This window comes from Sinorhizobium meliloti (genome assembly GCF_017876815.1).
GTDB classification, from domain to species: domain Bacteria; phylum Pseudomonadota; class Alphaproteobacteria; order Rhizobiales; family Rhizobiaceae; genus Sinorhizobium; species Sinorhizobium meliloti.
In genome coordinates, this window is sequence record NZ_JAGIOS010000003.1 from 17,530 (window position 1) to 43,804 (window position 26,275).

The 26,275-nt window shown below is 60.9% G+C and carries 31 protein-coding genes and 1 pseudogene; 16 read left to right on the plus strand and 16 right to left on the minus strand.

Features of this window, described 5'->3' with window-relative positions; translation table 11 throughout:
* Positions 1–10: 10 nt before the first annotated feature.
* Entirely contained in the window at positions 11–616 is a 606-nt protein-coding gene (locus JOH52_RS26635) for a TetR/AcrR family transcriptional regulator (RefSeq protein ID WP_010968053.1), read from the plus strand.
* Positions 617–691: 75 nt separating this feature from the next.
* Here the strand turns inward: JOH52_RS26635 and JOH52_RS36565 are convergent.
* Positions 692–763 (minus strand): annotated as a pseudogene (locus JOH52_RS36565) (hypothetical protein); the annotation flags it as partial.
* On the opposite strand from JOH52_RS36565, the gene JOH52_RS35340 reads away from it, so the two are divergent.
* Positions 743–880: a hypothetical protein gene (locus tag JOH52_RS35340; protein WP_014531267.1), complete on the plus strand. Its 138-nt coding sequence runs from the start codon at positions 743–745 to the stop codon at positions 878–880. The pseudogene JOH52_RS36565 and the gene JOH52_RS35340 sit on opposite strands and share 21 nt — an antisense overlap.
* Positions 881–1,080: 200 nt before the next feature.
* On the opposite strand, the gene JOH52_RS26645 is transcribed toward JOH52_RS35340, so the two are convergent.
* Positions 1,081–2,154 (minus strand): ROK family transcriptional regulator, encoded by a 1,074-nt coding sequence (locus JOH52_RS26645; protein WP_017266790.1) that lies wholly within the window; start codon positions 2,152–2,154, stop codon positions 1,081–1,083.
* 59 nt (positions 2,155–2,213) lie between these two features.
* Positions 2,214–2,864 carry an SGNH/GDSL hydrolase family protein gene (locus JOH52_RS26650; RefSeq protein WP_014531269.1) on the minus strand — a complete coding sequence of 217 codons (651 nt, stop codon included), beginning with the start codon at positions 2,862–2,864 and terminating at the stop codon, positions 2,214–2,216.
* A gap of 262 nt (positions 2,865–3,126) precedes the next feature.
* On the opposite strand from JOH52_RS26650, the gene JOH52_RS26655 reads away from it, so the two are divergent.
* The 5 genes from JOH52_RS26655 to JOH52_RS26675 are packed head-to-tail and all read left to right on the plus strand — an operon-like array spanning position 3,127 to position 8,384.
* Positions 3,127–4,203, plus strand: coding sequence for an ABC transporter substrate-binding protein (locus JOH52_RS26655; RefSeq protein ID WP_010968050.1), 1,077 nt, complete (start codon positions 3,127–3,129; stop codon positions 4,201–4,203).
* Positions 4,204–4,263: 60 nt separating this feature from the next.
* Positions 4,264–5,757, plus strand: a complete 1,494-nt coding sequence (locus JOH52_RS26660; RefSeq protein WP_014531270.1) for a sugar ABC transporter ATP-binding protein — start codon at positions 4,264–4,266, stop codon at positions 5,755–5,757.
* A gap of 16 nt (positions 5,758–5,773) precedes the next feature.
* Positions 5,774–6,745, plus strand: a complete 972-nt coding sequence (locus JOH52_RS26665; protein ID WP_010968048.1) for an ABC transporter permease — start codon at positions 5,774–5,776, stop codon at positions 6,743–6,745.
* A gap of 2 nt (positions 6,746–6,747) precedes the next feature.
* Complete coding sequence (locus JOH52_RS26670; RefSeq protein WP_010968047.1) at positions 6,748–7,698, plus strand: ABC transporter permease; 951 nt, start codon at positions 6,748–6,750, stop codon at positions 7,696–7,698.
* 29 nt (positions 7,699–7,727) lie between these two features.
* On the plus strand, positions 7,728–8,384 hold the full coding sequence (locus tag JOH52_RS26675) for an SGNH/GDSL hydrolase family protein (RefSeq protein ID WP_014531272.1): 657 nt from the start codon (positions 7,728–7,730) through the stop codon (positions 8,382–8,384).
* Positions 8,385–8,783: 399 nt separating this feature from the next.
* On the opposite strand, the gene JOH52_RS35345 is transcribed toward JOH52_RS26675, so the two are convergent.
* The 3 genes from JOH52_RS35345 to JOH52_RS26690 all read right to left on the minus strand — a co-directional run bounded on the left by JOH52_RS35345 (position 8,784) and on the right by JOH52_RS26690 (position 10,995).
* Positions 8,784–9,128 carry a PIN domain-containing protein gene (locus JOH52_RS35345; RefSeq protein ID WP_234705604.1) on the minus strand — a complete coding sequence of 115 codons (345 nt, stop codon included), beginning with the start codon at positions 9,126–9,128 and terminating at the stop codon, positions 8,784–8,786.
* Positions 9,129–9,331: 203 nt separating this feature from the next.
* On the minus strand, positions 9,332–9,790 hold the full coding sequence (locus tag JOH52_RS26685) for a helix-turn-helix domain-containing protein (RefSeq protein ID WP_014990296.1): 459 nt from the start codon (positions 9,788–9,790) through the stop codon (positions 9,332–9,334).
* Between the two features lie 317 nt (positions 9,791–10,107).
* The gene (locus JOH52_RS26690) at positions 10,108–10,995 is read right to left on the minus strand and encodes a LysR family transcriptional regulator (protein ID WP_017266788.1); all 888 of its coding nucleotides are present in this window, start codon (positions 10,993–10,995) and stop codon (positions 10,108–10,110) included.
* A gap of 88 nt (positions 10,996–11,083) precedes the next feature.
* Here JOH52_RS26690 and JOH52_RS35350 point away from each other — a divergent pair, with 88 nt between their 5' ends.
* The 3 genes from JOH52_RS35350 (at position 11,084) to JOH52_RS26700 (ending at position 12,404) form a co-directional block, all read left to right on the plus strand.
* Positions 11,084–11,263: an NmrA family NAD(P)-binding protein gene (locus tag JOH52_RS35350; protein ID WP_201269491.1), complete on the plus strand. Its 180-nt coding sequence runs from the start codon at positions 11,084–11,086 to the stop codon at positions 11,261–11,263.
* A 30-nt stretch (positions 11,264–11,293) separates the two neighbouring features.
* Complete coding sequence (locus JOH52_RS26695; protein ID WP_014531277.1) at positions 11,294–12,148, plus strand: Rossmann-fold NAD(P)-binding domain-containing protein; 855 nt, start codon at positions 11,294–11,296, stop codon at positions 12,146–12,148.
* A 97-nt stretch (positions 12,149–12,245) separates the two neighbouring features.
* A complete protein-coding gene (locus JOH52_RS26700) occupies positions 12,246–12,404 on the plus strand; it encodes a hypothetical protein (protein ID WP_014531278.1) in 159 nt (52 codons plus the stop codon).
* 293 nt (positions 12,405–12,697) lie between these two features.
* Here the strand turns inward: JOH52_RS26700 and JOH52_RS26705 are convergent, their stop codons facing one another.
* Positions 12,698–13,570 carry a LysR family transcriptional regulator gene (locus JOH52_RS26705; RefSeq protein WP_017266787.1) on the minus strand — a complete coding sequence of 291 codons (873 nt, stop codon included), beginning with the start codon at positions 13,568–13,570 and terminating at the stop codon, positions 12,698–12,700.
* Positions 13,571–13,660: 90 nt separating this feature from the next.
* Between JOH52_RS26705 and JOH52_RS26710 the strand changes: the two genes are divergently transcribed.
* Both JOH52_RS26710 and JOH52_RS26715 read left to right on the plus strand, forming a co-directional pair.
* Entirely contained in the window at positions 13,661–14,365 is a 705-nt protein-coding gene (locus JOH52_RS26710; protein ID WP_014527995.1) for a haloacid dehalogenase type II, read from the plus strand.
* A gap of 26 nt (positions 14,366–14,391) precedes the next feature.
* On the plus strand, positions 14,392–15,183 hold the full coding sequence (locus JOH52_RS26715; protein ID WP_010968041.1) for an aldolase: 792 nt from the start codon (positions 14,392–14,394) through the stop codon (positions 15,181–15,183).
* 63 nt (positions 15,184–15,246) lie between these two features.
* Here the strand turns inward: JOH52_RS26715 and JOH52_RS35970 are convergent, their stop codons facing one another.
* The 6 genes from JOH52_RS35970 to JOH52_RS26740 all read right to left on the minus strand — a co-directional run bounded on the left by JOH52_RS35970 (position 15,247) and on the right by JOH52_RS26740 (position 19,152).
* Positions 15,247–15,369, minus strand: a complete 123-nt coding sequence (locus tag JOH52_RS35970; protein ID WP_014990290.1) for a hypothetical protein — start codon at positions 15,367–15,369, stop codon at positions 15,247–15,249.
* A complete protein-coding gene (locus JOH52_RS26720) occupies positions 15,366–16,436 on the minus strand; it encodes a Gfo/Idh/MocA family protein (protein ID WP_033045858.1) in 1,071 nt (356 codons plus the stop codon). Before JOH52_RS26720 ends, JOH52_RS35970 begins: the two co-directional genes overlap by 4 nt.
* A gap of 19 nt (positions 16,437–16,455) precedes the next feature.
* Complete coding sequence (locus tag JOH52_RS26725; protein WP_017266786.1) at positions 16,456–16,719, minus strand: putative quinol monooxygenase; 264 nt, start codon at positions 16,717–16,719, stop codon at positions 16,456–16,458.
* Between the two features lie 162 nt (positions 16,720–16,881).
* The gene (locus JOH52_RS26730; RefSeq protein WP_014531285.1) at positions 16,882–17,721 is read right to left on the minus strand and encodes a type 1 glutamine amidotransferase domain-containing protein; all 840 of its coding nucleotides are present in this window, start codon (positions 17,719–17,721) and stop codon (positions 16,882–16,884) included.
* A gap of 77 nt (positions 17,722–17,798) precedes the next feature.
* Positions 17,799–18,491, minus strand: coding sequence for a type 1 glutamine amidotransferase domain-containing protein (locus tag JOH52_RS26735; RefSeq protein ID WP_014531286.1), 693 nt, complete (start codon positions 18,489–18,491; stop codon positions 17,799–17,801).
* A gap of 193 nt (positions 18,492–18,684) precedes the next feature.
* On the minus strand, positions 18,685–19,152 hold the full coding sequence (locus JOH52_RS26740; RefSeq protein WP_234705603.1) for an SDR family oxidoreductase: 468 nt from the start codon (positions 19,150–19,152) through the stop codon (positions 18,685–18,687).
* A gap of 241 nt (positions 19,153–19,393) precedes the next feature.
* On the opposite strand from JOH52_RS26740, the gene JOH52_RS26745 reads away from it, so the two are divergent.
* Together JOH52_RS26745 and JOH52_RS26750 are read left to right on the plus strand one after the other, a co-directional pair.
* Positions 19,394–20,296, plus strand: coding sequence for a LysR family transcriptional regulator (locus tag JOH52_RS26745; RefSeq protein ID WP_017266785.1), 903 nt, complete (start codon positions 19,394–19,396; stop codon positions 20,294–20,296).
* Between the two features lie 191 nt (positions 20,297–20,487).
* Positions 20,488–20,928 (plus strand): CHAD domain-containing protein, encoded by a 441-nt coding sequence (locus JOH52_RS26750; protein ID WP_014531288.1) that lies wholly within the window; start codon positions 20,488–20,490, stop codon positions 20,926–20,928.
* Positions 20,929–21,010: 82 nt separating this feature from the next.
* On the opposite strand, the gene JOH52_RS26755 is transcribed toward JOH52_RS26750, so the two are convergent.
* Positions 21,011–21,820, minus strand: coding sequence for a class I SAM-dependent methyltransferase (locus JOH52_RS26755; protein WP_014531289.1), 810 nt, complete (start codon positions 21,818–21,820; stop codon positions 21,011–21,013).
* A gap of 287 nt (positions 21,821–22,107) precedes the next feature.
* On the opposite strand from JOH52_RS26755, the gene JOH52_RS26760 reads away from it, so the two are divergent.
* Positions 22,108–23,202, plus strand: coding sequence for an extracellular catalytic domain type 1 short-chain-length polyhydroxyalkanoate depolymerase (locus tag JOH52_RS26760; RefSeq protein WP_014531290.1), 1,095 nt, complete (start codon positions 22,108–22,110; stop codon positions 23,200–23,202).
* A gap of 65 nt (positions 23,203–23,267) precedes the next feature.
* Here the strand turns inward: JOH52_RS26760 and JOH52_RS26765 are convergent, their stop codons facing one another.
* A complete protein-coding gene (locus JOH52_RS26765; protein WP_010968030.1) occupies positions 23,268–23,723 on the minus strand; it encodes a winged helix-turn-helix transcriptional regulator in 456 nt (151 codons plus the stop codon).
* A gap of 92 nt (positions 23,724–23,815) precedes the next feature.
* On the opposite strand from JOH52_RS26765, the gene JOH52_RS26770 reads away from it, so the two are divergent.
* Entirely contained in the window at positions 23,816–25,054 is a 1,239-nt protein-coding gene (locus JOH52_RS26770) for an MFS transporter (protein ID WP_014531292.1), read from the plus strand.
* Positions 25,055–25,358: 304 nt separating this feature from the next.
* Here JOH52_RS26770 and JOH52_RS26775 read toward each other — a convergent pair whose 3' ends face one another.
* Positions 25,359–26,249 (minus strand): NmrA family NAD(P)-binding protein, encoded by an 891-nt coding sequence (locus JOH52_RS26775; protein WP_014531293.1) that lies wholly within the window; start codon positions 26,247–26,249, stop codon positions 25,359–25,361.
* Positions 26,250–26,275: the final 26 nt, after the last annotated feature.

Sequence of the window (26,275 nt, forward strand, 5' to 3'; positions counted from 1 at the left end):
TTATAATTACATGAGTCAACAGCACATGAGCCCACCGAAACGGCGTGGAAGACCGCCAAACCAATTGGCGCAGGCGACAATCCTGAAAGCGGCGCACGACATCCTGACGGAGGACGGGTTTGGCCGTCTGACCGTCGAGGCCGTTGCCGCGAGGTCCGGTGTGGGGAAACCAACGATCTACAGGCACTGGGCGAACGCCTCCGAACTCGCCATGGCCGCCTTGATGTCCGGAGACCCGGGCATCTTCGCAGAAGGCGGAACAAGTCTGCGATCGGCCCTCGCGGGGCAGATGCGATCGCTGATCCAGGCCTTTGCGACGACCAGAGGGCGCCAAATCGCCATGACGCTCGCGGCCGCCGACCCCGAAAGCGAATTCACCAAGGCCTTCCGCAACCAAGTCATCCTCTCGAGCCGCGAGGCCGGTCGCGCCATGTTGCTCGAGGCTGCCGCCAGGGGGGAGATCACGTTGCAGCAAGACCTCGAGGTGCTGCTCGACATGATCTACGGTCCCGTCTTCTACCGGCTGCTCGTCGGGCATCGCCCACTCGACACGGGCTTTGCCGACAGCATCGTCGCGATCGCCCTGGAAGCAGTGGCAGCCAGCCCGCAAAGCTAGGAAACGAGAGCGGACCGTGATTTTCTCGATGCCATTACGCTCGGACAGGCTGTCGATATCGCTGAATATTGCATTGTGCAACTCGACCAGGTGGACGGGCGAGAGATTTTCCGCGAGGTCCGTGAAATGGACGAGGTCGGCGAACAGAACGGTACATTCGCCGTGGCTCTGGGCCGGGATGCTTTCACCGTTCAGGAGGTGTTGCGCGACATCCGCACGAATGAGCTCGCGAAGCATCTCCTCCGACTTCGCGCGCTCTTTTGAAGTTTGATGTAGTTCGCGATCGAAGATCGCGAGTAGCTGAAGAGCAAATACGTCATCACCGCGGCAACGGTGGCGGTGTTCGCAATGTATGAGGACGTCCGATCCGACTGCTCCAGAGCGAGCAAGGGCGGTCGCCACATCGAGAGGAATTCCGCAACGCCCACACCGATGGCAAGGGCCGCGTGCGCGCGCCTTGCGGTCTAGTTCACCATGAAGCGCGAACTAAAGGGGAGGCTGGCGGCGCCGACTGCTTTCGGAGCTGCGGATGTCCTTCCCACCACCGCGTTAACGGAGGGGATTTCCTGCCGGACAAGCGTACACAGCGCCTCGCAAATAGCGGCTGGAACGAAGGACGAGAGGACGACGGTCCTGAGTTCGATGAATTGCAGCAGCGATTGCGTCAGTTGAATGAGATTTTCAGCGCAGGCCTGCTGCCAGTCTGCAAGAGTCGCTTCCAACGGAGGCCAAGACAAATCCTGGCCCCAGAGTTTCTCCGCCATAGCGCTGTCCGCCGGCAGGCGGCGTTCCAGGGCGAGCACGCCGACATCATAGCTAAGCGGCGAATTGCCGTTGTAAATCTGGTGATTAAGGACGAGGCGGCAGTGCAGGCGAGCGCCGAGATAGAAGAACAGGAAATCCTGCAACTGCCTCGCCGTCCCGAACAGGCTTTCGCCACCGGCTGCGGCCGTGATGTCGTTCTGTACGAAGACGGGAAGACCGAACTCGGCCTCCAGATAGCGGTGCAGCACGTCGTGGTCCGGCTCGGAGCGGATTGGCGGGGTGGGAAGCGCGAGGCCGACGCCGGCGATACGGGCCTGCCGGCTTTCTGAAAGGCCGGCGACGGCCAAGCGAATTTCGAGCGCCAACGCTTCCGGCGCATCGAACGTGTCGGCCGCCTTGTGCGGCATCACGCGATGGTGCTGGACGTTGCCGATGAAATCGACGACGACGATGTGGGTGTTGTGGTATCCGACGCTCACGCCAACCGAGTAGGCTCCCTCGGAGTTCAGCATGAGAGGCGTCGTCGGCGGGCCGACGCGGCCCTTCTGTGCCTCGCCGCGCACGACGAGGCCTTCCTGTTCGAGCGAGCGCACGATCACTGAAATCGTCTGCGCCGAAAGGCCCGTCTTCTCGCCGATTTCAAGGCGGGTCGTCGCTTCGTTCTGCAGGAGCAGGGAGAGCACTAGACGCTCGTTGTAGCTGCGCACGCTCAGCGAGTTGAGGCCGCTGGCGCGGTCGGCGATGCGAAGCGGATTGGGCGGCGCGAAACGCATGTCAGGCAAGGGAGCGATCCTTCCTGGAAAGGGCGACGGTCAGGGAGAAGGAGACGGAGTTACGCATCGGGCCACCCGATCGCCAGCACTTCCTGGGCGAGAGCCTCGCCGAGCAGGCGGTGGGCATCCTCGTCGATGTGGAAGCCATCGGCCGGCGAACACTGGCAGACCGTACCGGCGTCGAAGAAATGCGCCTCCAGAGAATCCGCCATTATCTCGAACTCCAGCGCCAGCTTGCGAGATTTTTCCTGTGCGCCTGAGAAAATCGACTCCCATTCCTTGAGATCTTCCAGCATCGGCGGCGGGGCGACGATCATGATTTCGGGATCGTTGCCGGTCCGGCCGGGCGAGAGTTCTCGGATATCGTGCACGAGACAGCCGATGCCCATTGCGACCTCGGACGGTGGCATGTTGAAGCGCCGCTTCAGGTCATTGGTGCCGAGCATAATGATGATAAGGTCGAGTGGTGCATGGCTCTGCAGACAGGGGCGCAGATAGGTCCGGCCGTTCTTGAGCGAACCTTCGATCGGATCGTCATGCACGGTCGTGCGTCCGCTCAGGCCTTCTTCGATAACCTGCCAGTTCGGGCCGAGCAGGCCTTGCAGAACACCGCCCCAGCGCTGTTCGCGTCGGTAGCGATCAAGCGGTCCGCGGCCAGGTACCTGGCCGTGAGTGTTGGAATCTCCGAAGCATAGAACGGTCCGTGCCACTGTCCCCTCCACCGGGATTCAAGCCCCTCTTCTCCCGGTGCAGACTTCGCATCCGGAGAGATGGTTTGCAAGAACGGCATTGTTCATTCACTCTGAATAACTATTGACAGTCGAAAGCGCCAGTGATTTTCTGGTGACCGGAGGAGAGTTCCAGGTCGTTTCCAAGGCTGTGCACGGCACCGGACACACGTCACGGGCTGCCGACGCCGCATGGCTTCCGGCCGGTAAATCCCCCGTTAAACGCCTGCTTTGGAGGAGAAGTATGAGCACCATCATCAGGAAAATCCGCGCATCGGTTCTGTTGGCCGGCGTGTTCTTCGCAACGAACAGTTTTGCGCAGGAGGTGCCGCTGCTCGAGGGCGTCACGACCCGTGCGGAAAACAATCCCACGGTGGAAGAAGGCAAATACAAGAAGGATGCACCCTGGGTCATCGGCATGAGCAGTTTTGGCGTCAACGCAAATACGTGGACCGTGCAGGTGGCGCATGAAGCGCAGGCCGCAGCCGATAACGACAAGCGGATCACAAAATTCATCCTGCTCGATGCCGGCTTCGACCAGAAGAAGCAGGTCGCCGACATCGAGGACCTGATCGCCCAAAAGGTGGATGCGATCATCGTCCAGCCCGTCACCTCGACTTCGGCCAATGCCAGCATCGAGAAGGCCGTGGCAGCGGGCATTCCGGTCGTGTTGCACACCGGCCGCATCGAATCGGAGGCCTATACGACGGAAATCCAGGGTGGTGCCGAGCATTTCGGCAAGGTCATGGGTGACTTCCTCGTCAAGGAACTCGGTGGCAAGGGCAACATCTGGGTGCTGCGCGGCCTCGCCGGCCATCCAGAAGATACCAACCGCTACAATGGCCTCAAGCAGTCGCTCGAAGGCACTGAGATCAAGATTGCTGCCGAGGAGCACGGCGACTGGCAATACGACAAGGCCAAGAAGGTCTGCGAGACGCTCTACCTCAGTGACCCGAATGTCGACGGCATCTGGTCGTCGGGTGCGGATATGACACGCGCCTGCGTCGACGTCTTCAAGCAGTTCGGCTCCCCCATTCCGCCGATCTCCGGCGAAGGCAATAACGGCTTCTTCGGTCAGTGGATTGCCGACGGCTTCAAGTCGATCTCGTCGGAATATAGCCCAGCCCAGGGCGCGGCCGGCATCCGCGCCGCTGTCGCACTGCTCGAAGGCAAGGCGCTTCACAAACACTACGACTACAATCCACCAGGCTGGGACCTCGAAAAGGTCAAGAAATACTACCGCGACGACCTGTCGGCCAATGTCTGGTGGCCATCGGAACTCTCCGAAGAACAGCTCAAAGAATTCTACGCCAAGCAGTAGGCGGACCGCGCCGGGAGGCGGGCGCCTGCTTGCCTCCCGTAATTCGGGTAAAGGAAATCCATGTCGCATCTCATTGAAATGGCAGCCATTTCCAAGGCATTCGGAGGCAGTGTCGCGCTTCGTGATGTGTCGCTGGCGCTGGCACCGGGCACCGTGCACGCCCTGATGGGCGAGAATGGTGCGGGCAAATCCACGCTGATGAAAATCCTGGCCGGCGTGCATCAGCCTGACAGCGGCGAGGTTCGCCGCGCGGGCCGAACCGTAAGCTTCGCCAATCCGCGCGCGGCACTCGAAGCCGGCATATCGACGGTCTTCCAGGAACTCTCTCTGCTGCCCAACATGACGATCGCGGAAAACATGTTCCTCGGCCGTGAACCGACCGGTTGCTTCGGCGGAATTGACCGTCGGCGCATGCGCGTGGGTACGAAGGACGCGCTCGCCCGCCTCGGCCTGACGCTCGATCCCGACACGCTGGTATCGGAGCTTTCCATTGCTGAGCGCCAGTTTGTCGAGATCGCCCACGGCATCGACTCGGATGCCGACGTCTTTATCCTTGACGAGCCAACGGCGGCACTGAATGCCGCCGATGTCGAAGTCCTCAACCGGCATATCCGGTCGCTTCGCGAAGGGGGCAAGGCCATCGTCTACATCTCCCATCGCATGGACGAGATCTTTGCCATCTGCGACGTGGTGACGGTGCTGAAGGACGGACAACTGGTGGGCACGCGACCGCTCTCGGAAATGACGCCCGCCTCGCTGATCGCGATGATGGTTGGGCGCGAGCTGGAAGACCTTTTTCCCGAGCGCGGTCAAGGCGAAGGTGCCGCGGCGCTCTCCGTATCCGGCCTTCGGCTTCACACGGATTCTCAGCCTTTCTCCTTCACGGTGAGGAAGGGCGAGATCGTCGGCTTCGCTGGTCTCGAAGGGCAGGGACAACAGAAGGCGGTGCGCGCGCTCGTCGGGCAGTTTGCCCCTGTCGAGGGCACAGCGTCCCGGCGGGGAGAGACTATCCAGCTTCCTGTGCCGAAGGAGAGCGGCGTCCGTCGCTGGCAGGCGCTGGGCGGCGCTTTCGTGCCGGAGGACCGCAAGGATGATGGCTTGTTCCTCGGCCATTCCGTTGGGCAGAACATCGTTGCAGCCTTGCATGCGGGCCGGCCGGCGCTGACGGCGGCGAAGCGGTACGGCGACGTCATTACCGAAACCATGCGTCGGCTGAACATCAAGGCATCAGGGCCGTCCGCCATTGTCGGTGCGCTCTCGGGCGGCAATCAGCAAAAGGTGCTGCTCGGCCGCTATCTCGCGACCGATGCCGATCTCCTCCTGATTGAGGAGCCGACGCGCGGCGTCGATGTCGGCGCCAAGGCGGAAATCTACCGTATCTTGCGCGATTTCGCGAAAGCCGGCGGTGCGGTGCTGGTTTTGTCACGCGAGACGATCGAACTGATCGGCCTCTGCGAACGCCTCTATGTGATCCACGGTAACACCGCCGTCTCGGAAATACGGGCTGTGGATGCGACTGAACACAGCATTCTCAACGCCGCCCTCAGCGCCTGACGGACTGGACGACTTGATGACATCCTCTTCCTCCACCTTCGAAAAATTGCTCACCAGCCGAGGCAGCCGGCGGGGCCTCTGGCTGCTGCCGCTCGTGATCGCGATCGCCATGGCGCTTTGGCTGGCCGCGACCACCAGCCAGTTCGGTCAGTCGAGCAATCTAGCGAATCTCGTCGCACAAGGCATGCCGCTGCTGATAACGGCGGTCGGGCAGATGTTCGTCGTGCTCGTCGGCGGGCTTGATCTGTCCATCGGCTCAGTCGTCAGCTTTACCACGGCGATCCTGGCGCTCGACCTGCCGGGCTTCGTCACCATTCCCGCCGTTTTCGTGCTCGCCGGCCTCATCGGCGCGACCAACGGCTACTGCGTCACGCGCCTCAGCGTGCATCCGATCGTCGCGACGCTCTCCATGCAGTACATCGTGCTCGGCATCACCCGCGTGCTGCGCCCAGTCTCGGGTGGCGCGGTGCCCGATAGCGTGCGCTGGATGGTCGAGGGTTCGCTCTTCGGCATTCCCCTGCCTGTGTTCTGGGGCATCGTCACGATGCTCGTCGCGTGGAAGCTACTCTACGGGTCGCGCTACGGTCTGCATCTTTTCGCCATCGGCGGAGGCGTCGCCTCGGGCTCGGCTGATGCAGCGCGCAATTTCGGCATTCCTGCCAACCGCAACATCCTGCTTGCCTATGTGATCTGCACACTATTCGCCGCCCTTGCCGGTGTGTTCCTCGCGGGCCGCATCGTCTCCGGCGACCCGAACGTCGGCCTCCTGATGGAACTCGACGCCATTACGGCGGTCGCCATCGGCGGCACCCAATTGTCCGGCGGCGTCGGCAGCCTGCACGGCACGGTCATCGGCGTTGCAGCGCTGGCGCTGCTGTCCAACGGCATGAACCTTCTCAACGTCACGCCTTTCGTGCAGACGGCGATCAAGGGGATACTGCTCATGGCCGTCGTCGCGCTGCAGTCGCGCAAGAAGATAGGACTCTGATCATGTCGGCTCTCGTCAATTCGACCGGCTTCCGGCGCATCTCCAAGGTCCCACCGTCCTATTACCTGCTCGCCATGCTGCTGGTGATCCTGTTCGTCGCACGCCCGCAGATGCTGAACGCCAATGTCCTCGGTGTCTTCGTGCGGCAGGTCGTGCCACTCGGCATTCTCGTGCTCGGCCAGCTCCTTGTGATGCGGGTGAAGTCGATCGATCTGTCGGGCGGCGGCGTCATCCTTCTCATCAATTACTGCATCTCGTCCGGCATTTTCCCCGGCGCCTCGCTCGGTTTCTATGTCGCACTGGCGCTGACGACCGGCCTAGTCATCGGCCTCTTCAACGGGGTGATGGTGGCCAAGCGCCGCGTCTCTGCCGTCATAGTCACGCTGGCGCTTTCCATCGTGCTCGTTGGCTTCGTGCAGTATCTTTCGAGCGGCAAGCCACCAGGCGACGTGCCGAAACTCTTTGCTGATCTCTTCAACACGCGCTTTGCCGGCCTGCCGAGCCCGGTCATCCTCTGGATCGCAGTCACCGCGCTGATGGCGCTGCTGCTATCGCAGACTGTCTTCGGCCGCTTTGTCGCCGCGGTCGGAGAAAGCATGCCGGCCGCGCATTTTTCCGGTGTTCCGGTGGAGCGCACGGTTATCCTCGCCCACACACTCGCCGGCCTGATGGCCGCTATCGCCGCGCTGGTCCAGACGGCGTCTATCGCCGTTGGCAGCGTGCGTGTCGGGCTCGACCTGCCGGTTCTCTCAGTGGCCGCGACCATTCTCGGCGGCGTCGTCTTCGGGCGTGGTGAGGGTGGCGTCTGGGGACCATTCTTCGGCGTGCTCTGCTTCGCCTTCCTCTTTGTTGCCATGACGACGTTCGGTGTCGGCGATGCCGGCAAGCTCGTCGCTCAGGGCATGATCATCCTGCTCGCGGCCATCTTCTACGGCCTTCGTGCCGGCAAATGACAATCAACAGCCATTCAAGGAGGACGTTAATGGTGGAAAAGCGCTCAGTACTGTGCTTTGGGGATTCGCTGACATGGGGCTGGATTCCGGTGAAGGGATCCTCACCGACCTTGCGCTATCCCTATGAACAACGGTGGACCGGCGCAATGGCCGCGAGGCTTGGCGACGGTTACCACATCATCGAAGAGGGGCTGAGCGCCCGCACCACCAGCCTCGACGACCCCAACGACGCGCGGCTCAACGGCAGCACCTACCTGCCCATGGCACTCGCCAGCCACCTCCCACTCGACCTCGTCATCATCATGCTGGGCACGAACGACACGAAATCCTATTTCCACCGCACGCCTTACGAGATCGCCAACGGCATGGGCAAGCTAGTCGGCCAGGTGCTGACCTGCGCCGGTGGCGTCGGCACGCCATATCCCGCGCCGAAGGTGCTTGTCGTCGCTCCGCCGCCGCTCGCGCCGATGCCCGACCCGTGGTTCGAAGGCATGTTCGGCGGCGGCTACGAGAAGTCGAAGGAACTCTCCGGCCTCTACAAGGCGCTTGCCGATTTCATGAAGGTCGAGTTTTTCGCCGCCGGTGATTGCATTTCCACCGATGGGATCGACGGCATTCACCTCTCGGCGGAAACCAACATCAGACTCGGGCACGCGATCGCGGACAAAGTTGCGGCGTTGTTCTGAGCGACGCCACTCCGGCGCCTCCCTGCCGGAGTGGTGTTCTTTTGGCGTCCACGGTAGTCTGACGCTCGCCTACCGCCAGCTACGGAGGTCGATGGCGTCGACCTTCATCGGGCGGAGCGGCGGTCGGCGCCGTCCGATTCAGATCTTGCTGGCGCTCGCGGCACTCGGCGATCCCGAACCGGTCGGCGATCGGGCGTGCGGACACCGCAGTCTGAGGCACTCGTCACGACCACTTCGAGTGAACGGCAAATTGCGCGTGCCCTCTGTCGCGACTAGCCGATAGTCTCAAATGATCGCATAGTGTATCACCGGGAACACGGCTATGGAGTTGCGGCGCTCCAGGGAGGGTAGGTGGCCTCCTTCGAACCTAGAGCGAGAGAATGTGGGGCCTTAGGACGTCTACGGTTTCCGTAAGGCCGTTTGCCTCCATATCCAAAAGAAGGACATCGGCGGTTTTTCCGGCTTTCTGAAGCGCTCTCTCATGCGCCTAACCGCTGCCACCGCTCTACCGGTGTCCAAGGCAATTGTATCAGCAATAAAGGCATCGGCCGACCTCGCTTTAAGGTTCAACCGGCGGAGCAACTCCTCGGGGAAGTCTCTCAGATTATCGGTCACAATTACAGCGGCCTGCGTCTTCAGAGCAGCTGCGACTACATGCGCGTCGTTTTCGTCGGGGAGACCCTCGCAAGCGGAGAGAAACTGATCAAAATCAACGACCATCGCTTCCTCGAATGCAGCTTCCATGCTTGCTCCTGCGCGCGATGCACGTACGGTGGCGTCGGCGACGTCCTTATCGGCCAAGATCTTTCTCGATGGCCTTCTGGGTCTCATCAAGAATAGTTGCGGACCAGCGGAGTCGAAAGAATTCCGCTTCGCAAGGGTCAGCAGCAAGTTTCGCTTTAGTGCACTTGCGTCGACGAAGGCGGTGAATCGATTAGCGAACAAGCTTACAGATGCTCCGCGTCCAACTCGGCAAGATCTGCAAGGGCCTGACTCCGCTTCTCGTCGCGTTCCTTCTTGTATTTGAACAGATGATCGGCCTGAATCCTTCGATGTCGACCAACAAGCGAGTACTCGATCTCGCCCTTATCGAGGAGGGAAACCAGGAATGGCCGCGATACATTGAGAATATCCGCCGCTTGTTGCGTCGTCAGCATCTTGCTGACGGGAACGAGCGTCACCGCGTCACCCTTGCCGATATGACGCAACAGCTCCATTAGGAGACTGGACAGCGCTGGGGTAAGGGTAATCTCCGTTGGCTGCTGCGTCTCATCGTCGAGCACGCGCAATTTCGCGTCGCCGGTAGCATGAGCCGCCAGTATCTTCCGCAGGTGGTTCGCGGCAGCTTTTTCGGAGGCTGACGGCAGGCGCCCGCCCAGTTCCTGGGCTGCTGCTGGAACTGTCATTTTGATAGCCCTCCATTTGGAACTCTTTTCTACCCTTTATTCGAAGCAGACGCAATTAACGAAATAAACGAAACTACCCGAAGCTCTCAGAGCCGACTCGACCCCGGCTTTGTTGAAATCCCTGGTCTGCAGTTCGATTCCGTTCAAGGCGAGAGATGGATAATCAGTCCGCGTACCGATTGGTAAACCTCGGGCGATTGCGCATCGTCATTTTTCTAGGCTCCTCGTCAATCGATCGACGGGAAAGTGTTGGGCGCTGTTGTGCCCTTTGTGAGATAGAGGTGAACAATGTCTGCAAATTTGCATCACGGTGTGCCCTAACGGCGGCCATAGCTCTCGAACGCCTCGACCAGATGATCGAAGAGTGCCGCGACGCGTGGCAGGCGACGAAGATTTTCGTGCGTGACGATCCATGTCGGCAGTTGCGGAAGTTCCACGTCCGGCAGAACGCGTTCCAGTTCGGGGTACCGCGCAGCCGCCGGAATCTGGGCGACAGCAATACCGAGGCCGGCGCGTGCGAGCGCGAGCTGTGCAGGATGGCTATCCGTCCGCGCGATCCAACTGACGGGGACGGAACCTGCGATCTGTGCGGCTACGGCGAGATCGCCGCGATTGCGGTCCGGCCCGATGAACAAATGGTCGCGGATCTCGGTCTTGGTGGCGGGGCGGCCGTAGACAGCAAGATAATCGCGATGAGCAAACAGGCCGAGCGGGATAAGCGGTACCTTCTTTGCCACCAGCGCGGACTGTTCAGGCGGATGCATCCGCACCGCGACATCGACCTGTTGGTCGAGCAGGTCGGCGCGTGCATTGCTCAGTTCGAATTCGACGGTGAGTTGCGGATGCTTGTCGCGCAGGCTGCGAAGCATGGGCGGAAGAACCTCGATTCCCACGAATTCTGAGACGCTAAGCCTTACCCGGCCCGCCGCTGTCGCTGAGTCCGCCGACGCGGCGCGTAGCATGGCCTCCGAGGCGTGTGCCATTGCCCGGGCGGGCGTGGCCATTGCTTCGGCTGTCGGCGTGGGTACCAGTCCATGGACCGAGCGGGTGAACAGCGCCGTACCCAGCGCGGCTTCCAGCCCTTCGATGCGCGCGCGCACAGTGGGTTGAGACAGTCCCAGCCGTCGTGCGGCCGCCGACAGACTGCCGGTTTCCATCACCGCCAGAAAGGCCCGCTGATCGTCCCAGTCCACGTTCTTGCTCATAAATTTCTTATAGTCAGATGGAGGCTTATTGGCAATTTTCTTGTGATCCGATCTGACCGAAGCTCTCCTCATCGAAAGGAGATTACTCATGGTTCAGACTGTTTCCACACATGTAGGCAACCGGGCGGCCAACCGGACCGCCCTCGTTCTTGGCGCTACGGGCGGCGTTGGCGGTGCCATCGCTGCCAGGCTCATGCGCGAGGGATGGCAGGTCCGTGCCCTGTGCCGGAACGCCGATGCGGCCAGGTCCGGCTGGCGACATGATTGACCGGCTCCGCAGTTCGTCACGGGTGACGCCATGGACGGGGCGTCCGTCGTTCGCGCGGCCACGCTGGGAGATGGCGTCGCGGCCATCGTCCATGCGGTCAACCCACCGGGTTATCGAAACTGGTCGTCGCTCGTGCTGCCGATGATCGACAATACGCTGGCGGCCGCTCGTGCGGCAGGCGCCCGTATCGTGCTGCCGGGCACGGTCTATAATTACGATCCGGTGCAGACGCCTGTGATCGACGAAAACACCCCGCAGAATGCACGCACCACGAAGGGCAGGATCCGCGTCGCGCTTGAGCGGAAATTGGCGGAGGCGTCCCCGGAGGTTTCCTCCCTCATTTTACGGGCGGGCGACTTCTTCGGGCCGGGAACACGGGCAAGCTGGTTCGCGCAAGCGATGGTGCAACCGGGACGGCCGGTGCGCAAGTTTACCAGCATGGCTTCGGGTGTACCCCATGCCTATGCCTATCTGCCTGATCTTGCTGCGGCCTTCGCCGGCCTTATGGCAATTCCCGAACGATTGCGCGCCTATGAAACGGTGCAGTTCGCCGGCCATTGGGATCCAACCGGTACGCAGATGCGCGATGCGGTCCGCCGGGCCGTGGCCCAGGATGTTCCGGAACGCGCCTTCCCGTGGTGGATGATGCGTCTTGCCGCGCCCTTTGGCGGGTTTCCGAAGGAAACGCTGGAGATCGAACCGGCGTGGAAACACCCCATGCGCCTCGACAATCAACGTCTCGTTGACCTGCTGGGCGTCGAACCGCATACGCCCCTCGACCAGGCCCATCGCCGCGGCGCTGACCGATATGGGCTGCCTTGCCCGATCGCAGAGCCATGCCCGCCTTCGCCATGCCTAACCTTGAAAGACGGAGATACAAGGTGAACTGGAGGACCTATGTGATCGCACGGACACCGGGCGTCGCGGCCTTCAACACGCCCTGCAATGCGGCCTAAACCGCCCCCTCTGGCGTGGCGAGGCGGTGCTGTCGTTCGACCGGATCGGCGCTGACTTTGCCATGACGCCGATCTGGATCGGCCTGCTCTCGGTGCTGCTGGGCACCCCGTTCATCAGGAAGGCACTGGCCGACGGGCGGATGATCGGCCGGCCGGGCTTCGGCCGCATCCGCTCGCAGCCATAATGCCACCCAATCTGGTCGTCCACTCCGTCCGCCATCGCCCCCTCTGCGCATGATCCTGGCTCTACCACTAGCGCTTACTCTGCCCATGCTCGGCGACGGGCTGCTCACGCCAGTCACCGCAATCGGTAGCCAGTAGGTCATCACCATCGCCTTCAGCCTCGTCATCGTGCCGCTGGTCGCCCATGCCACGATTTTCCGATATTCCAGCTGCGCCCGACCTTGATAAACAAGCGAGCGCTTAGCGGGACGGCGAGTTGATGGACGGCGGGATAAAGGACTGAGAACCAAGCCCTCTACGTGAACTTCATCGCTTTCAGGCTAGCCAGCAGATAATCCACAAGGTCCTGCACGGCGGGGTCCAGCTTTTTCGCGATGGTGATGAGCGCGAGTTCCGATGCGGGTTCCGGCATAAAGCCATCAGTCTCATGCAGCAGCCGATGTTCGGGCAGCACCGCATCGTTGGGCAGTAGGCTGATGCCAAGGCCGGAGGCGACAGCGGCCTGCACGCCCATGAGACCCTGACTGGAATAGGCGATACGCCAAGCTTTGCCGCTGCGTTCCACCGCCCGGATCACTCGCTCCCGATAGATGCAGCCTGAGGGGAAAACCGCAAGGGGAACCGGATCGTTGCCGACGGCGAGCAACGGGTCACCGATCCAGACCAGGCGTTCTTCCCATTTGGCGATGCAGGCGCCGTTCCCCGGCTCACGCTTTACAAGGGCGAGGTCGATTTCTCCTGCCTGCAAGAGCCGACGAAGCTCGAAACTCCAGCCGCTGATCGTATCGAGCCTCGTGCGCGGAGAAGCCCGTGCAAATCCAGAAAGCAGATCAATCATCCGTCGCCCAGCGAAGTCTTCGGGAACCCCAAGGCGAACAGTCTTCGGCGAGGGCATCGATCGACCGAGCGCTTCGTTTGCTTCGGCCGAAACCGACAATATCCGGCGGGCATAGCTCATCAGAAGTTCGCCCTCCTCGGTGGTGCGAACGCTCCCCGTTGCGCGGTCCCGGATAAGGAGAACATGGCCAAGGTTGGTTTCGAGCTTCTTGATCTGCTGGCTGATCGTCGATTGCGTGCGATGAACCCGTTCCGCTGCGCGCGTAAACCCACCTGTCTCCACGACAGCGGTGAAGGCGCGCAAAAGATCGAGATCAAATCCGAAAGTCATTCGGTTTTTCAATGGAGAATATGCCAACATCCAATTTCCAAATAACGGCGCGTTATGTCAATCCTGCTGCCAGTTAAACAGGAGAGCGACATGATCCGTTCTGGACAGCGGCCGGAATGGCTGACTTTTGATTGCTACGGCACTCTCATTCAGTGGGACGAAGGCCTGCTGGCGGCGATGGAGAGGATTCTTGCGGGAAAGAACCGTTCCATCGAACGCGATGACTTTATTTCCGTATACGACCGATACGAGCATCGGTTGGAACGGGAGCGTCCGCACCGGTCGTTCAAGAATGTGAGCGCGACAGCCCTTGCGCTTGCGATGGGCGAATTCTCCCTCGATGTATCACCTGACGATGCAGACATCCTGACGTCGTCAATTAGCCGCATGCCGCCCTTTCCGGAGGTGGTCGCCACGCTTACCAGGCTGAAGGCGGCAGGGTTCAAGCTCGCCATTATCTCCAACACGGACGACGCGATCATCGCCGGAAACGTAGCTCAACTTGGCGGTTCGGTCGATCGGGTCATCACGGCGGAGCAGGCCGGAGCTTACAAGCCGGCAAGGCAGATATTCCAGCATGCCTGGAGAGAGTTGGGTATCGAAAAGGAGCAACTGGTCCACATTTGCGCCAGTCCGCATCTCGATCTCGCCGCAGCAAGGGAGCTTGGCTTCCGAACGATCTGGGTCGACCGCGGAACCGGGCGGAAGCCGCTTGCCGATTACGTGCCGAATGAAACGGTTGCCCGGCTTGACGAAGTTTGCGGCTTGCTGTCCGCCGCGGGCTGGATGGAATAGGCGATTGTTCTTACGGAGATATATTCATGGCGCATGAACTTAAACGCGGACTGGCTGCACCGGCGATCTTGCGAAACGTCGATCTCGGCGGGGAAGAGATCTGGCAGGCGCGTGTGGATCTGGCTGCCTGTTTGCGGGCGGCGGCGCGATATGGCCTTGAGGAGGGGATCTGCAATCATTTTTCGGCGCTCGTGCCTGGGCATGCGGATGTCTTCCTTGTCAACCGGCTTGGCTGGGCTTTCGAGGAGGCGACGGCGTCCAGCCTGCTGATCTGCGATTTCGACGGCAATGTGCTTTCCGGCGATGGCGAACCGGAGGCGACGGCCTTCTTCATTCATGCGCGTCTGCATAAGGCGGCGCCGCGTATAGGTGCGGCGTTTCATACCCATATGCCGAACGCGACGGCGCTCAGTATGATCGAAGGAGAGCCGCTTGAATGGGCCGGGCAGACCGCGCTTAAATTTTACGGGCGCACCGTGGTTGACGAGGACTACAACGGCCTTGCGCTCGACGACCGTGAGGGAGATCGTCTGGCGAGCGTTCTTGGCGACAAGGATATTCTCTTTATGAAAAACCACGGTGTCATGGTTTGCGCGCCGAATATCGCGGAGGCGTGGGATGATCTTTATTATCTCGAGCGGGCAGCGGAAGTGCAGTTGAAGGCGATGAGCACGGGGCGGCCGCTTCTGCCGGTCGATCCCGAAATTGCAGCGGCGACCGCCAGACAGATGCGGGAGGGCGATCCGGAGAGTGCGCGGCTGCATCTGGAAAGCCTCAAGCGCAGACTTGACGTTGTGGCGCCCGAATACAGACTGTAGCGTGAGAAAGGAATGGCGACGGCTCTCGGACATTGCCATTCCTATTGGTCAGGTCGTCAGCGCCTAGTCCTCGGGGCGAGGTTCCGCTTCGCCGACATTGGCGCGGGCGGCGGTCATGGGAGCCATGACGAACCGGTTGCGCAGGGTGCGCCCCGCCAGCTCGTATGGTTCGAACAGGCTGTTCATGGATTTTCTCTCATATTTACTTGGGGGGTCATTGCCGGGGATGCTCGAGCCTGCGTCTGAATTTCCTGCCAAATCGCATCGAGGAAGACTTGCGTCTTTTCTGTCGCAGACAACCAGATCTCCCGCTCGGCGGCGTCGCCGTTGCGGATCAGATCGGCGAAGTTGTCGATCATGAGGGCGTGTTGTGATCTTTCGCTCGGCGTCTCGATGAAAGCGAAGTCATTCCGCGTGGCCAGGCCGGAACGATGGATGAAACCCGTTTGAATGTCGGGATTATCGAAGCCGAAGCCGCTCTGCCAGTCGAGGACGAAATCGTCCTGCGTCAGGATGCCGGATGTGCCGGCGACGGTGAGCTCCATCACCGCCGCACCGGCTGTATAACCGACATCGAAGGTTGCGGTCTTGCCGGCGTTGAATTGCAAGACGCCGGTTGCGCGGATGACCGCGCCTGAGTGCGGGTCCCACTCGGCAAAGACCTTGATATCTTCGAGCGCGTCCGGTGCGAGGTATTCGACGACGGCCCGCATCGAATACCAGGCCATGTCGCCCGCCGCGCCCATCGGCTCGTCGATCGGGTCAAAGCGGATGTTCTCCCGGTCGGAGAAGGGGAAATAGAACATAGTGTGCAGCGAACGCGGGGCGCCGATCAGTGCGGCCAGACGCTGACGCATCGCGGATGTGCGCGGATGATGAACGAAGTGGGTGGCGTCCATCAGCACGAGGCCCTTTTGACGGGCGAGAGCCGACAGGCGTTTAAAAGACGCCGCCGAATGCAGCGGCTTTTCGATGAGGACATGCTTGCCGGCAGTGAGCGCACGGCTTGCGACGTCTTCCTTCGCTGACGTTGGAGTCGCGATATAAACCGCGTCGACATCATCGCGTGCGATCAAATGATCGGCACCCTCGACGGCGATGGCGCCCGGATAGTTGGCGACAAAGCTTTCGGCCTTCGCAAGTGTGCGGCTCGAAACGGCGTCTAGCCTCGCCTTCTTGGATGACTGGATTTGCGGGGCAAGGATCGTCGCAATAAAACCCGTGCCGACGATTCCGATTTTTACCTTAGTCATGGTCATGCCTTCTGTCGCCTCAGGCGATCTGTTCGAGGGGGTGGATCTCGATGTGGGCGATCGTTCCGGCGGGCAGTTGCCTGTTGAAGGCGCGGATGGCTTCGCCGGACATGTGCTGTTCCCATACCTGGCGGGAGGCCCATTCCTCGACGAAGACGTAGACGCCCTTTTGGTTGAGGTGTCGATGGAGATGATAGGAGAGGCACCCCGCCTCGGCCCGTGTGGCGACCGACAGTTCCGCCGCATATGTCTCGAATGCGTCTTCGTTGCCGAGTGTGATCATGACGCGCGCCACTACTTTAATACTATTGGTCACTTTTCTGTCCTGTCAGGCTGGTTCCCCGCTTGCGATATGGGCAGCGCCCAAGCCGCTACATGGCGGGGTGAATGATGGTGAAGCATCGTCACCGTTCCGGGAGCGGCGTTGGACACTGGTCGGGCCGGTTTATTTCAGGCGTTTCAGCAGTTCTGTGGCAACGGCCGGGGCGGAGGCAGGGTTCTGGCCGGTGATCAGTTCGCGGTCGGTCACGACGTTTGAGGCCCACGGCGCCTCATTGCTGACGAAGTCTCCGCCGGCCGCTTCCAATGCCGTCTGCGGATAGAACTTCATCTTGCCACCGTTCAGCAGACCCTTGGCGATTTCCTCTTCCTGATTGCTGATGACGGTCATCTTGTAGCCTGCATAGATCCAGCCCTCGGCCTTCGCTGAACCGCTCGTCTCAAGCTTTGTGGTGAAGGCCGACGCATCGGGCAGGGTCGACAGGAGCGCGATCGGGCCGTGGCAGGCAAGGGCGGTTGTCTTACCCTTCGCATGGAAGTCGGCGAGTAGCTTGCCGAGTTCCTGGCTGACCAAAAGATCCTGCATCGGGGCATGGCCGCCCGGCACATAGACCGCATCGAAATGGTCGTAACCGATCTGCTCGACGCGGGCGAGGCTGACGACCGGCGAGCTGCTGTCGGATGTCAGCTTGAGCTTGTCGAGCATGGCAATGCTTTCCTGCATCGCGGCCTCGTCACCGCCGAAATACAGGTTGTCCACGGAGGATTTGTCCAATGTCGGCGCCGTACCCTTCGGGGTCGCAAAGGTGATGTCGTGACCGGCCTCGGTGAGCGCCTTTACCGGCTGCATCAACTCGTTGAGGTAGAAGCCGGTCTCGAAAACCTTGCCGTCCTTGAGGTCGAGGTGATCGGAATCGGAAAGAACGACCAGCACGTTGGCGGCCTGTGCGGTAAAGGCACTTGTTCCAAGGACAAGGGCGAGAGCAAAAGTGCGGATGGGTTTCATGCTTTTTCTCCAGGCGAAGGCCATTCCCAAACCGCACGGGCAGGGATGGCTGATGATCCGTTATGAGTGATGCGGGGTTATGGGGTCAGCAGGTCGCGTAGAGCTTCGCCGACGCCCGTTGCTGACTGCGGGTTCTGGCCGGTGACCAGCCTTCCATCGACGACAATCTTGGCCGCCCAATCGGCGGCCGGATGATGATGTGCACCGCGGGCGGAAAGCGTGCTGGCAAGCAGGAAGGGAACCGTCTTGTCCAGCTTGACGGCCCGTTCCTCGTCGTCGGTAAAAGCGGCGACATTCTTGCCGGCAACCAGGTGGGCGCCACTGCTCAGGGTGATGTTGACCAGTGCCGCGGGGCCGTGGCAAACGGCGGCGACGACACCACCAGCCTCATAAATATCGCGGGCGACGCTGTTGACGGCCGGGCTTGTCGGGAAATCCCACATAGCGCCATGGCCACCGGCGAAGAAAATGGCGGAGTAGTCTTTTGGATCGACATCGGAAAGACGCGACGTGTTGCGGATGGCGTGGCGGAAGCCTTCGCTGTTCCAGTAGCGCGCATTGACAGCGTCATTGAGGTCGAGGCGGTCGACCGGCGGTTCACCACCGGCGATCGAGGCGAACTCGACCGGGATGCCGGCGGCATCGAGGACGGCGAGGGGATGGGTGACTTCGCCGAGGTAGAAGCCTGTGGATTCGCCAGTTTCGCCTTTTACGCTATGGCTGGTGAGGACGAAGAGAACCGGTTTGAGATCCTGAGTTGCGCTTGTCATGATCTGCTCCTGAAATCGGGATGAGTTGGATCGCATCGATGCCTTGAACGTATTAAAGCTGCGAAAGCGGATAAATGGGCTTTCGAGGAATTCATTTGTTCGCAGAAGGACAGAATGGTGGCCAATAATACGCTGCCGTGCCACAGGGACGGTTCCGCTGCCCTTCTGTCTGGTTCACCCGACGCGAAATGCCTCAGAGCAGTGCCTTCCCGATCGATGCGCCACAATAAACAAACAGTGTCTGGCCGGTGATGAAACCGGCGTCCTCTGACAAGAGGAACTGGATCGCGGCTGCAATTTCGTCCGGCCTACCGAGCCGATGCATGGGAACACCCGTCAAATACTGGTATTCCCCTTCGCAGTTCGGTTCGGTCGGGCCGGGCGCCACTGCATTGACCGTAATGCCTGTTTGCGCGAGTTCGAGCGCCCACGTCCTGGTGAAGCTGACCAAGGCCCCCTTTGCGGCCGCATAAGCAGTTCGCTCGGCGATGCCGACGGTGAGGCTGCAGATATTAACGACACGGCTCCGTCCATTCGCTCGCATTCGGGGCAACGCTGCCTGCACGGTCCGAATGGCAGGATGTAAGTTCAGGCGAAGGATCGCATCGGGCGCGTCGAGGTCGACATCGCCAAGAACTTGCTGGCCGCACGTGGCCGACATTGTTGACAATCCCGTCGATCCCATACGGCTTGGAAATATCGTGGAGTGCGGCTTTCCACGAGAAATGTACGTTGTTGGGTCATGATGCGTGCCTTTCGGTCTTGCTATCAGAGGTGGCGTCTGGGAGCTGACGCGGAATTTGGTCTCCACCCGACAGGGGGAAGGGCTGAAGCACTTTATTGATGCCAAAATCGAGGATAGAGCTGTCCCAAAGAAACTAACTTATTCGCTAGGGGTCAAAATGGGACGGCGGTTTGATCATCTTGGCGATGTGGAGGCATTTATCACCGTTGCCGAAAAAGGCTCGATGACTGAAGGCGCAGTCACACTGTCGACGACGCCGTCGGTCCTCAGCAGGGCGATTACCCGTCTTGAAGCCCGCCTTGGCGCGCAACTGATGCGTCGAACCACGCGACGGTTAAGCCTGACGGATGAAGGCCGCGCCTATCTGGAGCAGGCCCGAGCCGCTTTTTCGATGCTCGATGATGCGGAGCGGGCGATTCAAGGCCCAACTGGAGCGTCGTTGACGGGTCATGTGCGCATCAGCGTGCCAACGACCTACGGTCACTATCGACTCCCGGCGATGCTGGGCCGCTTCACGCAGATCCACCCAGAAGTCCAGGTTGAACTGAGCATCACCAACCGCAATGTCGATCTGGTGGCGGAGGGTTACGATCTGGCGATCCGCCTCGGCCCGTTTCCCGACAGCGGGCTGGTGGCGCGCAAACTGGAGGATGCGCCGTTGCGGCTGGTTGCCTCTCCGCATTATCTCGAACGGGCTGGCGTTCCGCGGAGTGTCGAAGACTTGGCGACACATCAGTGCCTGCCGTTCGTGATGCCGAGCACAGGCCGGTGCGCCCCATGGCTGTTTCGTGTCGAGGGACGTGGCGTTGACTGGACGCCACCTGGTCGCATCCGGGTGTTTGACGACGTGCTGGGTGTGGTTTCGTTGGCGGAAAACGGCCTCGGCATCTGTCAGACCTACGACTTTATTGTGCGGGGCCGTATCGAACAGGGGCGTCTTGTCGATGTGCTGGAGCATGCGCGCGGCCGTTCCCGGCCTTTCTCGCTCATCTTCGCCACACACCGCCGCCTCTCGGCGGCCACGCGGACGCTCATCGATTTCCTTGCCAGTGACGGTTAGGCGCCTGTCTGGCGCTTACCGCTCTCGGGCCAGGCGCAGGACATCCGTGAAAGTCTAGCGGCGTCATCGCTCTGCACGGCGCGCGGCACCGTTTCCTCGGCCCTTTTGACTCCCACAGTTCCCGGCGTTCGAACGATCCGTAAGCCGCGTTCGCTTCGGCGCGCGAGATCGTTGATCATCGACTTCGCCGAATGGATTTCAATGAAAGATTGGCGGAGCGACAAAAGGGCGCGGCGTTGCTCGCCAGCCCAGCAAAGAGTTTCGTCTCTACTGTCCTGGACAAGCTTTGGAAGAGGGTGACGAGGGGCGGCAATCTTGTCTATCTCGACGACGAGGCCCGCCATCAGCTGCGGATAACGGCAAAGAAACTGCGCTATTCGGCGGAGTTTTTCAGCCCTCTCTGTATGGAAACCAAACGCCACAAGCGATTTATCACGGCGATGGAGGGACTTCAGGATCAACTCGGTAGCCTGATCGATCTTGCGACCGCTCCCGATATGCTGTCGAAGCTCGCTCTTTCGGGCGTCCCGGGAGCGGGGGACCTTGTCAGTGCTGCCGACAAAGGCACGCTTCTAAACGCTACCGCGGAAGCGGAGGATGCCTTTGTTGACGCGAAGCGCTTCTGGCGCTGAGGCAGGGGAAAACAGTTGTCGCGGCAGGATTTGGATCATTTCTTCTTTCGGATCGTGTGATCATCCCGCCGCTGCGATGCGCTCAGAAACCATACCGAATGAGGCGCCCCATAGGATAAGGTATGGTGCTGAAGAGCTGCAGCGCCACCTGGGCGGCGGGTGACATCCGCGCCACCTGGCCGACGTCCCAATCCGAACGATCCTCAATGAGCTGTAGCCCCGGTACCTGCCGCTCCAGCTCTGCCGGGTCGTCGACCGCCCATTGGAGACTGGCACCGGTGGCTCGGATCGCCGGATTGAAGCGCAGTAGCCGTATCGCAGTACTGCTATAGGCATCGAAAGCTATCTCGCCCTCGGGAAAGTGCCCGGCGATCCGGCGCAGAACCTGCGAAACCTCATGATCTTCCAGATACGGGAGAACACCCTCGGCGACGATCATCGTCGGTCTGTCGGCGGGAAGTCTCTCAATCCAGCCACGCTCGACAATCGAGCAGGCAATCGTTGTGCAGCCCGCACGGCCGGGATAGATCCGTTTCCGCAAGGAAATGACATCAGGGACATCCAGTTCGAACCAGCGAACTCTCGGCCCGGGATCGATCCGGAAGATGCGACTGTCGAGACCGCAGCCGAGATGCAGAACAGTGGCCTCCGTGCAGCGCTGGAGGAATGCCTCGGTCCAGCGATCAAGCATATAGGCCCGCAGCGCGATGCCGATCGTCATGTCGTGACCAATCTCAAGGTGCCGACCATCCGGATCAAGACGGTGCAATGCATCAGCAGCAAAGCGGTCGCGAAGCAGCGAATCCGGCATGGCGCTTTCGGCTGCCTTGGCTTGGAGCGTGATGAGCAGGGTTTCCGTTGCGCCGGTGAGGCGGACTTGCTCCGGTTGCATTGCTTCCTCCAAAGTGCCGGATCAAGAGGGTACCCTCTCCGCCGCATCAGCAGCAACGATCATCTTATCCTTGCCAAGCATTGAGAGCCGGGAGTCGAGGTAAATTCGACTGACAAACCGCCTTAGCGGAACCAGCGTCCATTTCGCCGGGTTTCGACGGAAATGTGCAAGGCACGTGATTTTTGTAGGACAAGGCAGCGGAACTAGAATATTGTGCAGTGCAGCAACAAGAGGCAATCTGCCGCGTAGCACCCATGATCGCCTGGCGGCGACAGCGAGGAGGCGACATGCGATCCCTTTCCGATACACTGGAGCGACTGGCCAGATTTCGTAAGGACAAGAGTGGCCACGCCGCTACCGCAAGGTCGAGGCTGTCTCGGTTGCAACGGTTCGGTTCAAATCCCGGAGCTTTGCAAGCTTGGTACCATGTTCCTGTCGGCCTGACAGAGTCACCGGCTTTGGTCGTTGTTCTCCATGGATGTACGCAGAATGCTGCCGGTTATGATTACGCATCCGGGTGGTCGAAAATCGCTGAAGATTTCGGGTTCGCGGTCCTTTATCCGGAGCAGGTTCCCGCCAACAACCCAAATGTGTGCTTCAACTGGTTCACCCCAAGCGATATTAGGCGCGGCCAGGGAGAGGTCCACTCGATACGGCAGATGGTGGAGACCATAATTGTCGAATATGGCATCGACCGTCGTCGGGTTTACATCACCGGGCTATCGGCGGGAGGCGCGATGGCCAACGCGGCGCTTTGCGCCTATCCGGAGATCTTCACCGGCGGCGCGATCATCGCTGGCCTCCCTTTTGCCGCTGCTACGACAGTACCAGAAGCCTTCGATCGCATGCGCGGACACGGCATTCCCGATGTGGAAAGCCTGCGAAGCCGGCTGTCCGGCGCCTCGCCCCATGCCGGTCCATGGCCGACCATATCGGTGTGGCACGGCACAAACGACCGGACCGTTGCGGAGGCGAACGCCAAAGCGATCATCGCTCAATGGAGCGGCGTCCATGGTGTCCCATCGAACCCCTCGTCGGTCGAAACGGTCGACGGGCACAAAAGGCTGGCCTGGCGAGACCGATCCGGTAGGGACGCGATCGAGCTCTACCTCATCGAAGGTATGGGCCATGGGACACCACTCAAGGTCGCATCTGGCTACGGACACACAGCACCATATATGCTGGACGTGGGAATTTCCTCTACCCTGCACATTGCCCGCTCATGGGGCCTTACGCCGTTGTCCCGCCGCCAGCCGGAAAAAGCTGGTTCCGTAAAGCCCGCGCCGCCACATCAGGCTGCGCACCGATCACAGTGGGATCGGCGGGCAGACATTCAGGCGGTAATCGAAAGGGCACTGCGCTCGGCGGGACTAATGCGTTGACAGCCCCGCATCAGTGACACCCCTGATCCCCCTGGCTCAGGGTGGGCTGACGCTAGGAGCCCTGCTTATCCTAGGTCCTCCGAGATCTTGAGGATAACCGTCTCCTCAGAATTCACCGGGCGCCCGTCTTCTGTCAGCACATCGAGGCGTATGGGTCGTCCGGTCGATCGTTCGACGAGCTTCGAGCGCTTCTCGTTGGGCGCGAAAAGATGGCGCTCGCCGAACTGTCGCAACGCCACCATGACGGGGAAGAGATCACGCCCCATTTGCGTGAGACGATATTCCTGGCGCGCCCCACCTTCGGATATGGGCACCGCCTCCAGGATTCCGCGGTCGACAAGGGTGCGAAGACGGGCGGTGAGGATGTTCCTTGCGATCCCCAAGCTCTTCTGGAACTCGCCGAAGCGCGTCACGCCGTCAAAGGCATCGCGGACGATCAGCAATGACCACCAATCGCCGATCACGTCGAGCGATCGGGCGCTCGGACAATAGTCTGAGATGTGACTCTTGCGTCGGACCATGCGTGCTCGTTCAGTTTCCAAAATCAGTTGCAATATTAAACTTTCCGCGATATCCGTCAAATAGTTTAATGTTGCAACTGTCGAAGGGCCTAATGTCGACATGTGAGATCGAATCCACGGCTATCGCACCGGCATGCGATACCACGTCGGGAAAGCGTTCGAAGCCGGGGCTATCTCGGTCGTTAACTCTGCTCTTCGCGGCAGCGAGCGGCCTCGCTGTCGCAAACGCGTATTTCGCGCACCCGCTTCTCGATGTGATCGCCGACGATCTCTCGCTGCCGCGGGCGACTATCGGGTTCGTGGTCGGCGCCACCCAGCTCGGCTACGGACTGGGTCTCGTCCTGCTTGTACCCGTGGGGGATCTGGTCGACCGGCGCAAGCTCGTCATCATCCAGTCTCTCCTATCGGTTCTGGCATTGCTCTGCGTCGGCTTTGCTCCGACAGAAGAGGTGCTCTTCCCGGCGTTGATTGCGATGGGCTTTTTCGCCGTGGCTACGCAGGCATTCGTCGCCTATGCGGCAAGCCTCGCACGACCCGAGGAGCGCGGCGCAGTCGTCGGTACGGTGACAAGCGGAATCGTGCTCGGCATCCTGCTGGCGCGGACGGTGGCCGGCGCCGTCGTCGACATTGCCGGCTGGCGCGCGGTCTATCTGCTGTCGGCTGCGTTCACGCTCGCTATCACCGCAATTCTCGCTCGTGTCGTGCCAGCGCAGCCGAAGAGCGGTCCGGCGGTCTCTTATCCGAAGCTAATCGGATCCCTGTTCACGTTGTTTCTGCAGGAGCCGGTCCTGCGTGTCCGGGCGATCCTCGCGTTGCTGATCTTCGCCGATGTCACGACGCTTTTGACGCCGCTCGTCCTTCCCTTGAGCGCCCCGCCTTATTCGTTGTCGCATGCTGCGATCGGTCTGTTCGGATTAGCGGGCGCGGCGGGCGCGCTGGGGGCTTCGAGGGCGGGACGTTGGACCGACGAAGGCTTCGGCCAGCGCGTTACCGGCGTGGCGCTCACGCTGATGCTCTGCTCATGGATTTTGATCGGGCTGCTTCCTTATTCGATCCTTTTCCTCGTTACCGGGGTGCTGCTGCTCGATTTCGGCCTCCAGGCCGTTCACGTGGCGAGCCAAGGCCTGATCTATCGGGTGAGACCTGAAGCCCAAAGCCGCCTCACCGCCGCCTATATGGTATTCTACTCGACCGGATCTGCTCTCGGCTCCTCTATCTCAACTCTGGTCTATGCCCGTTGGGCGTGGACGGGAGTAAGCATGCTTGGTGCCGGCATTGCGGCGGCGGCACTCCTCTTTTGGGCGATAACGCTTCCCAAGCGCATGGCCTGACTAAGTGTTAGAGCAAAGCTGCAAACTGCGGCGTCTGACCACAACTATATAACTTCCCCCGGCGTTCAAGGCGGGGCCGGCAGGTGAGTCTCGCCACCGAACCTCAGGGCCTGAGTCGCTTGTGGCTTTGAGGGCATAGTTTTGAACGTCGCCGGTTGTTCGGCGATGATGAGCCTATCTTACTCCCGCGAAGCTCCCCGATAGTTCCAGCTCCGGTAGTAGTCGGCCGGCTTGTCGCCCGCGGTTGCGCCGCCGGTAAGTCGACCTCGTGTTCTGGCCAACGCGCTAGAGGAGCAGCGCAGGCTCAGGTAGGCAGGCCGCTAGCATCCTCTCCCACTTCCCGCACAATTCTTTCGACCGCGCGGGCCAACGCGACGGAGCCGCGGCGCTGTTGGGCACCTTCTTCGTGCTCGACCCTGCCGTTGGCGATGCCATCATACATGCCGAACAGCGCATCGGCGACTTCCGCGGGGACTCCTTCCTGGGCGAGAACCGCAGCACGAGCCCCTGGCGGAACGAATGCGGTCACCACATTGCGATCGAGTACCCTGCCGAATGCGGCCGCAACATCGTTCGCGCTCCAGTCTTGCGGGCCCCGCAGCTCAACGATCCGCTTGCCGCTGAATTCGTCACTGAGCAGACAGGCGGCGGTGCGCCCTACGTCGATTGTGCTCACCATCGGGATCTTCTGAGAGGGTTCGAGAAAGCTCAGAAGCACGCCGTCGGCGATCACTGCCGGTGCTATCTCGCCCCAAGTCTCGACGAAATAACCCGGCCGCAAGAAGGTAGTCGACGGCGCTACCTCCGCGAGATGCTTCTCGAGGCTATTGAGCGTTGCGATGACACCTGTACCCGTTTGGTGCTGGGCACCGACGGAGGACAAGGCGACGACCTTTGACAGCCCAGACTGTCGCACCGCTTCTGCAAGTGCGCTGCCGATCTCGTCCGCGCGCTTGTAGGGATCGCCGCTCACGGGCGGGGGAGAAAGCAGGAAGGCGCCCGAGGCTCCGCTCAATGCTGCGGCGAGGCTTGGCACATCCTCGATGCTGCTGATCGCTACACTCGCTCCGAGCTTCGTCCATTTTTCGGCCTGCTCCGGCCGCCGCAGCACGACTCGGACGGGTTTGCGCAATTCGATCAGGGCGTGAGCGGTCTCGCTGCCGGCTCGCCCGTTTGCTCCAAGCACTACGTACATGTCGGTTCTCCTTGGTTGACGACCTG

Coding starts and splice junctions, on each gene's coding strand:
- JOH52_RS26635 (WP_010968053.1), top strand. CDS start 11: ATGAGTCAACAGCACATGAGCCCACCGAAACGGCGTGGAAGACCGCCA.
- JOH52_RS35340 (WP_014531267.1), top strand. CDS start 743: ATGGACGAGGTCGGCGAACAGAACGGTACATTCGCCGTGGCTCTGGGC.
- JOH52_RS26645 (WP_017266790.1), bottom strand. CDS start 2,154: ATGCGTTTCGCGCCGCCCAATCCGCTTCGCATCGCCGACCGCGCCAGC.
- JOH52_RS26655 (WP_010968050.1), top strand. CDS start 3,127: ATGAGCACCATCATCAGGAAAATCCGCGCATCGGTTCTGTTGGCCGGC.
- JOH52_RS26660 (WP_014531270.1), top strand. CDS start 4,264: ATGTCGCATCTCATTGAAATGGCAGCCATTTCCAAGGCATTCGGAGGC.
- JOH52_RS26665 (WP_010968048.1), top strand. CDS start 5,774: ATGACATCCTCTTCCTCCACCTTCGAAAAATTGCTCACCAGCCGAGGC.
- JOH52_RS26670 (WP_010968047.1), top strand. CDS start 6,748: ATGTCGGCTCTCGTCAATTCGACCGGCTTCCGGCGCATCTCCAAGGTC.
- JOH52_RS26675 (WP_014531272.1), top strand. CDS start 7,728: ATGGTGGAAAAGCGCTCAGTACTGTGCTTTGGGGATTCGCTGACATGG.
- JOH52_RS35345 (WP_234705604.1), bottom strand. CDS start 9,128: ATGGAAGCTGCATTCGAGGAAGCGATGGTCGTTGATTTTGATCAGTTT.
- JOH52_RS26685 (WP_014990296.1), bottom strand. CDS start 9,790: ATGACAGTTCCAGCAGCAGCCCAGGAACTGGGCGGGCGCCTGCCGTCA.
- JOH52_RS26690 (WP_017266788.1), bottom strand. CDS start 10,995: ATGAGCAAGAACGTGGACTGGGACGATCAGCGGGCCTTTCTGGCGGTG.
- JOH52_RS35350 (WP_201269491.1), top strand. CDS start 11,084: ATGGTTCAGACTGTTTCCACACATGTAGGCAACCGGGCGGCCAACCGG.
- JOH52_RS26695 (WP_014531277.1), top strand. CDS start 11,294: ATGGACGGGGCGTCCGTCGTTCGCGCGGCCACGCTGGGAGATGGCGTC.
- JOH52_RS26705 (WP_017266787.1), bottom strand. CDS start 13,570: ATGACTTTCGGATTTGATCTCGATCTTTTGCGCGCCTTCACCGCTGTC.
- JOH52_RS26710 (WP_014527995.1), top strand. CDS start 13,661: ATGATCCGTTCTGGACAGCGGCCGGAATGGCTGACTTTTGATTGCTAC.
- JOH52_RS26715 (WP_010968041.1), top strand. CDS start 14,392: ATGGCGCATGAACTTAAACGCGGACTGGCTGCACCGGCGATCTTGCGA.
- JOH52_RS35970 (WP_014990290.1), bottom strand. CDS start 15,369: ATGAACAGCCTGTTCGAACCATACGAGCTGGCGGGGCGCACCCTGCGC.
- JOH52_RS26720 (WP_033045858.1), bottom strand. CDS start 16,436: ATGACTAAGGTAAAAATCGGAATCGTCGGCACGGGTTTTATTGCGACG.
- JOH52_RS26725 (WP_017266786.1), bottom strand. CDS start 16,719: ATGATCACACTCGGCAACGAAGACGCATTCGAGACATATGCGGCGGAA.
- JOH52_RS26730 (WP_014531285.1), bottom strand. CDS start 17,721: ATGAAACCCATCCGCACTTTTGCTCTCGCCCTTGTCCTTGGAACAAGT.
- JOH52_RS26735 (WP_014531286.1), bottom strand. CDS start 18,491: ATGACAAGCGCAACTCAGGATCTCAAACCGGTTCTCTTCGTCCTCACC.
- JOH52_RS26740 (WP_234705603.1), bottom strand. CDS start 19,152: ATGTCGGCCACGTGCGGCCAGCAAGTTCTTGGCGATGTCGACCTCGAC.
- JOH52_RS26745 (WP_017266785.1), top strand. CDS start 19,394: ATGGGACGGCGGTTTGATCATCTTGGCGATGTGGAGGCATTTATCACC.
- JOH52_RS26750 (WP_014531288.1), top strand. CDS start 20,488: ATGGATTTCAATGAAAGATTGGCGGAGCGACAAAAGGGCGCGGCGTTG.
- JOH52_RS26755 (WP_014531289.1), bottom strand. CDS start 21,820: ATGCAACCGGAGCAAGTCCGCCTCACCGGCGCAACGGAAACCCTGCTC.
- JOH52_RS26760 (WP_014531290.1), top strand. CDS start 22,108: ATGCGATCCCTTTCCGATACACTGGAGCGACTGGCCAGATTTCGTAAG.
- JOH52_RS26765 (WP_010968030.1), bottom strand. CDS start 23,723: ATGGTCCGACGCAAGAGTCACATCTCAGACTATTGTCCGAGCGCCCGA.
- JOH52_RS26770 (WP_014531292.1), top strand. CDS start 23,816: ATGTCGACATGTGAGATCGAATCCACGGCTATCGCACCGGCATGCGAT.
- JOH52_RS26775 (WP_014531293.1), bottom strand. CDS start 26,249: ATGTACGTAGTGCTTGGAGCAAACGGGCGAGCCGGCAGCGAGACCGCT.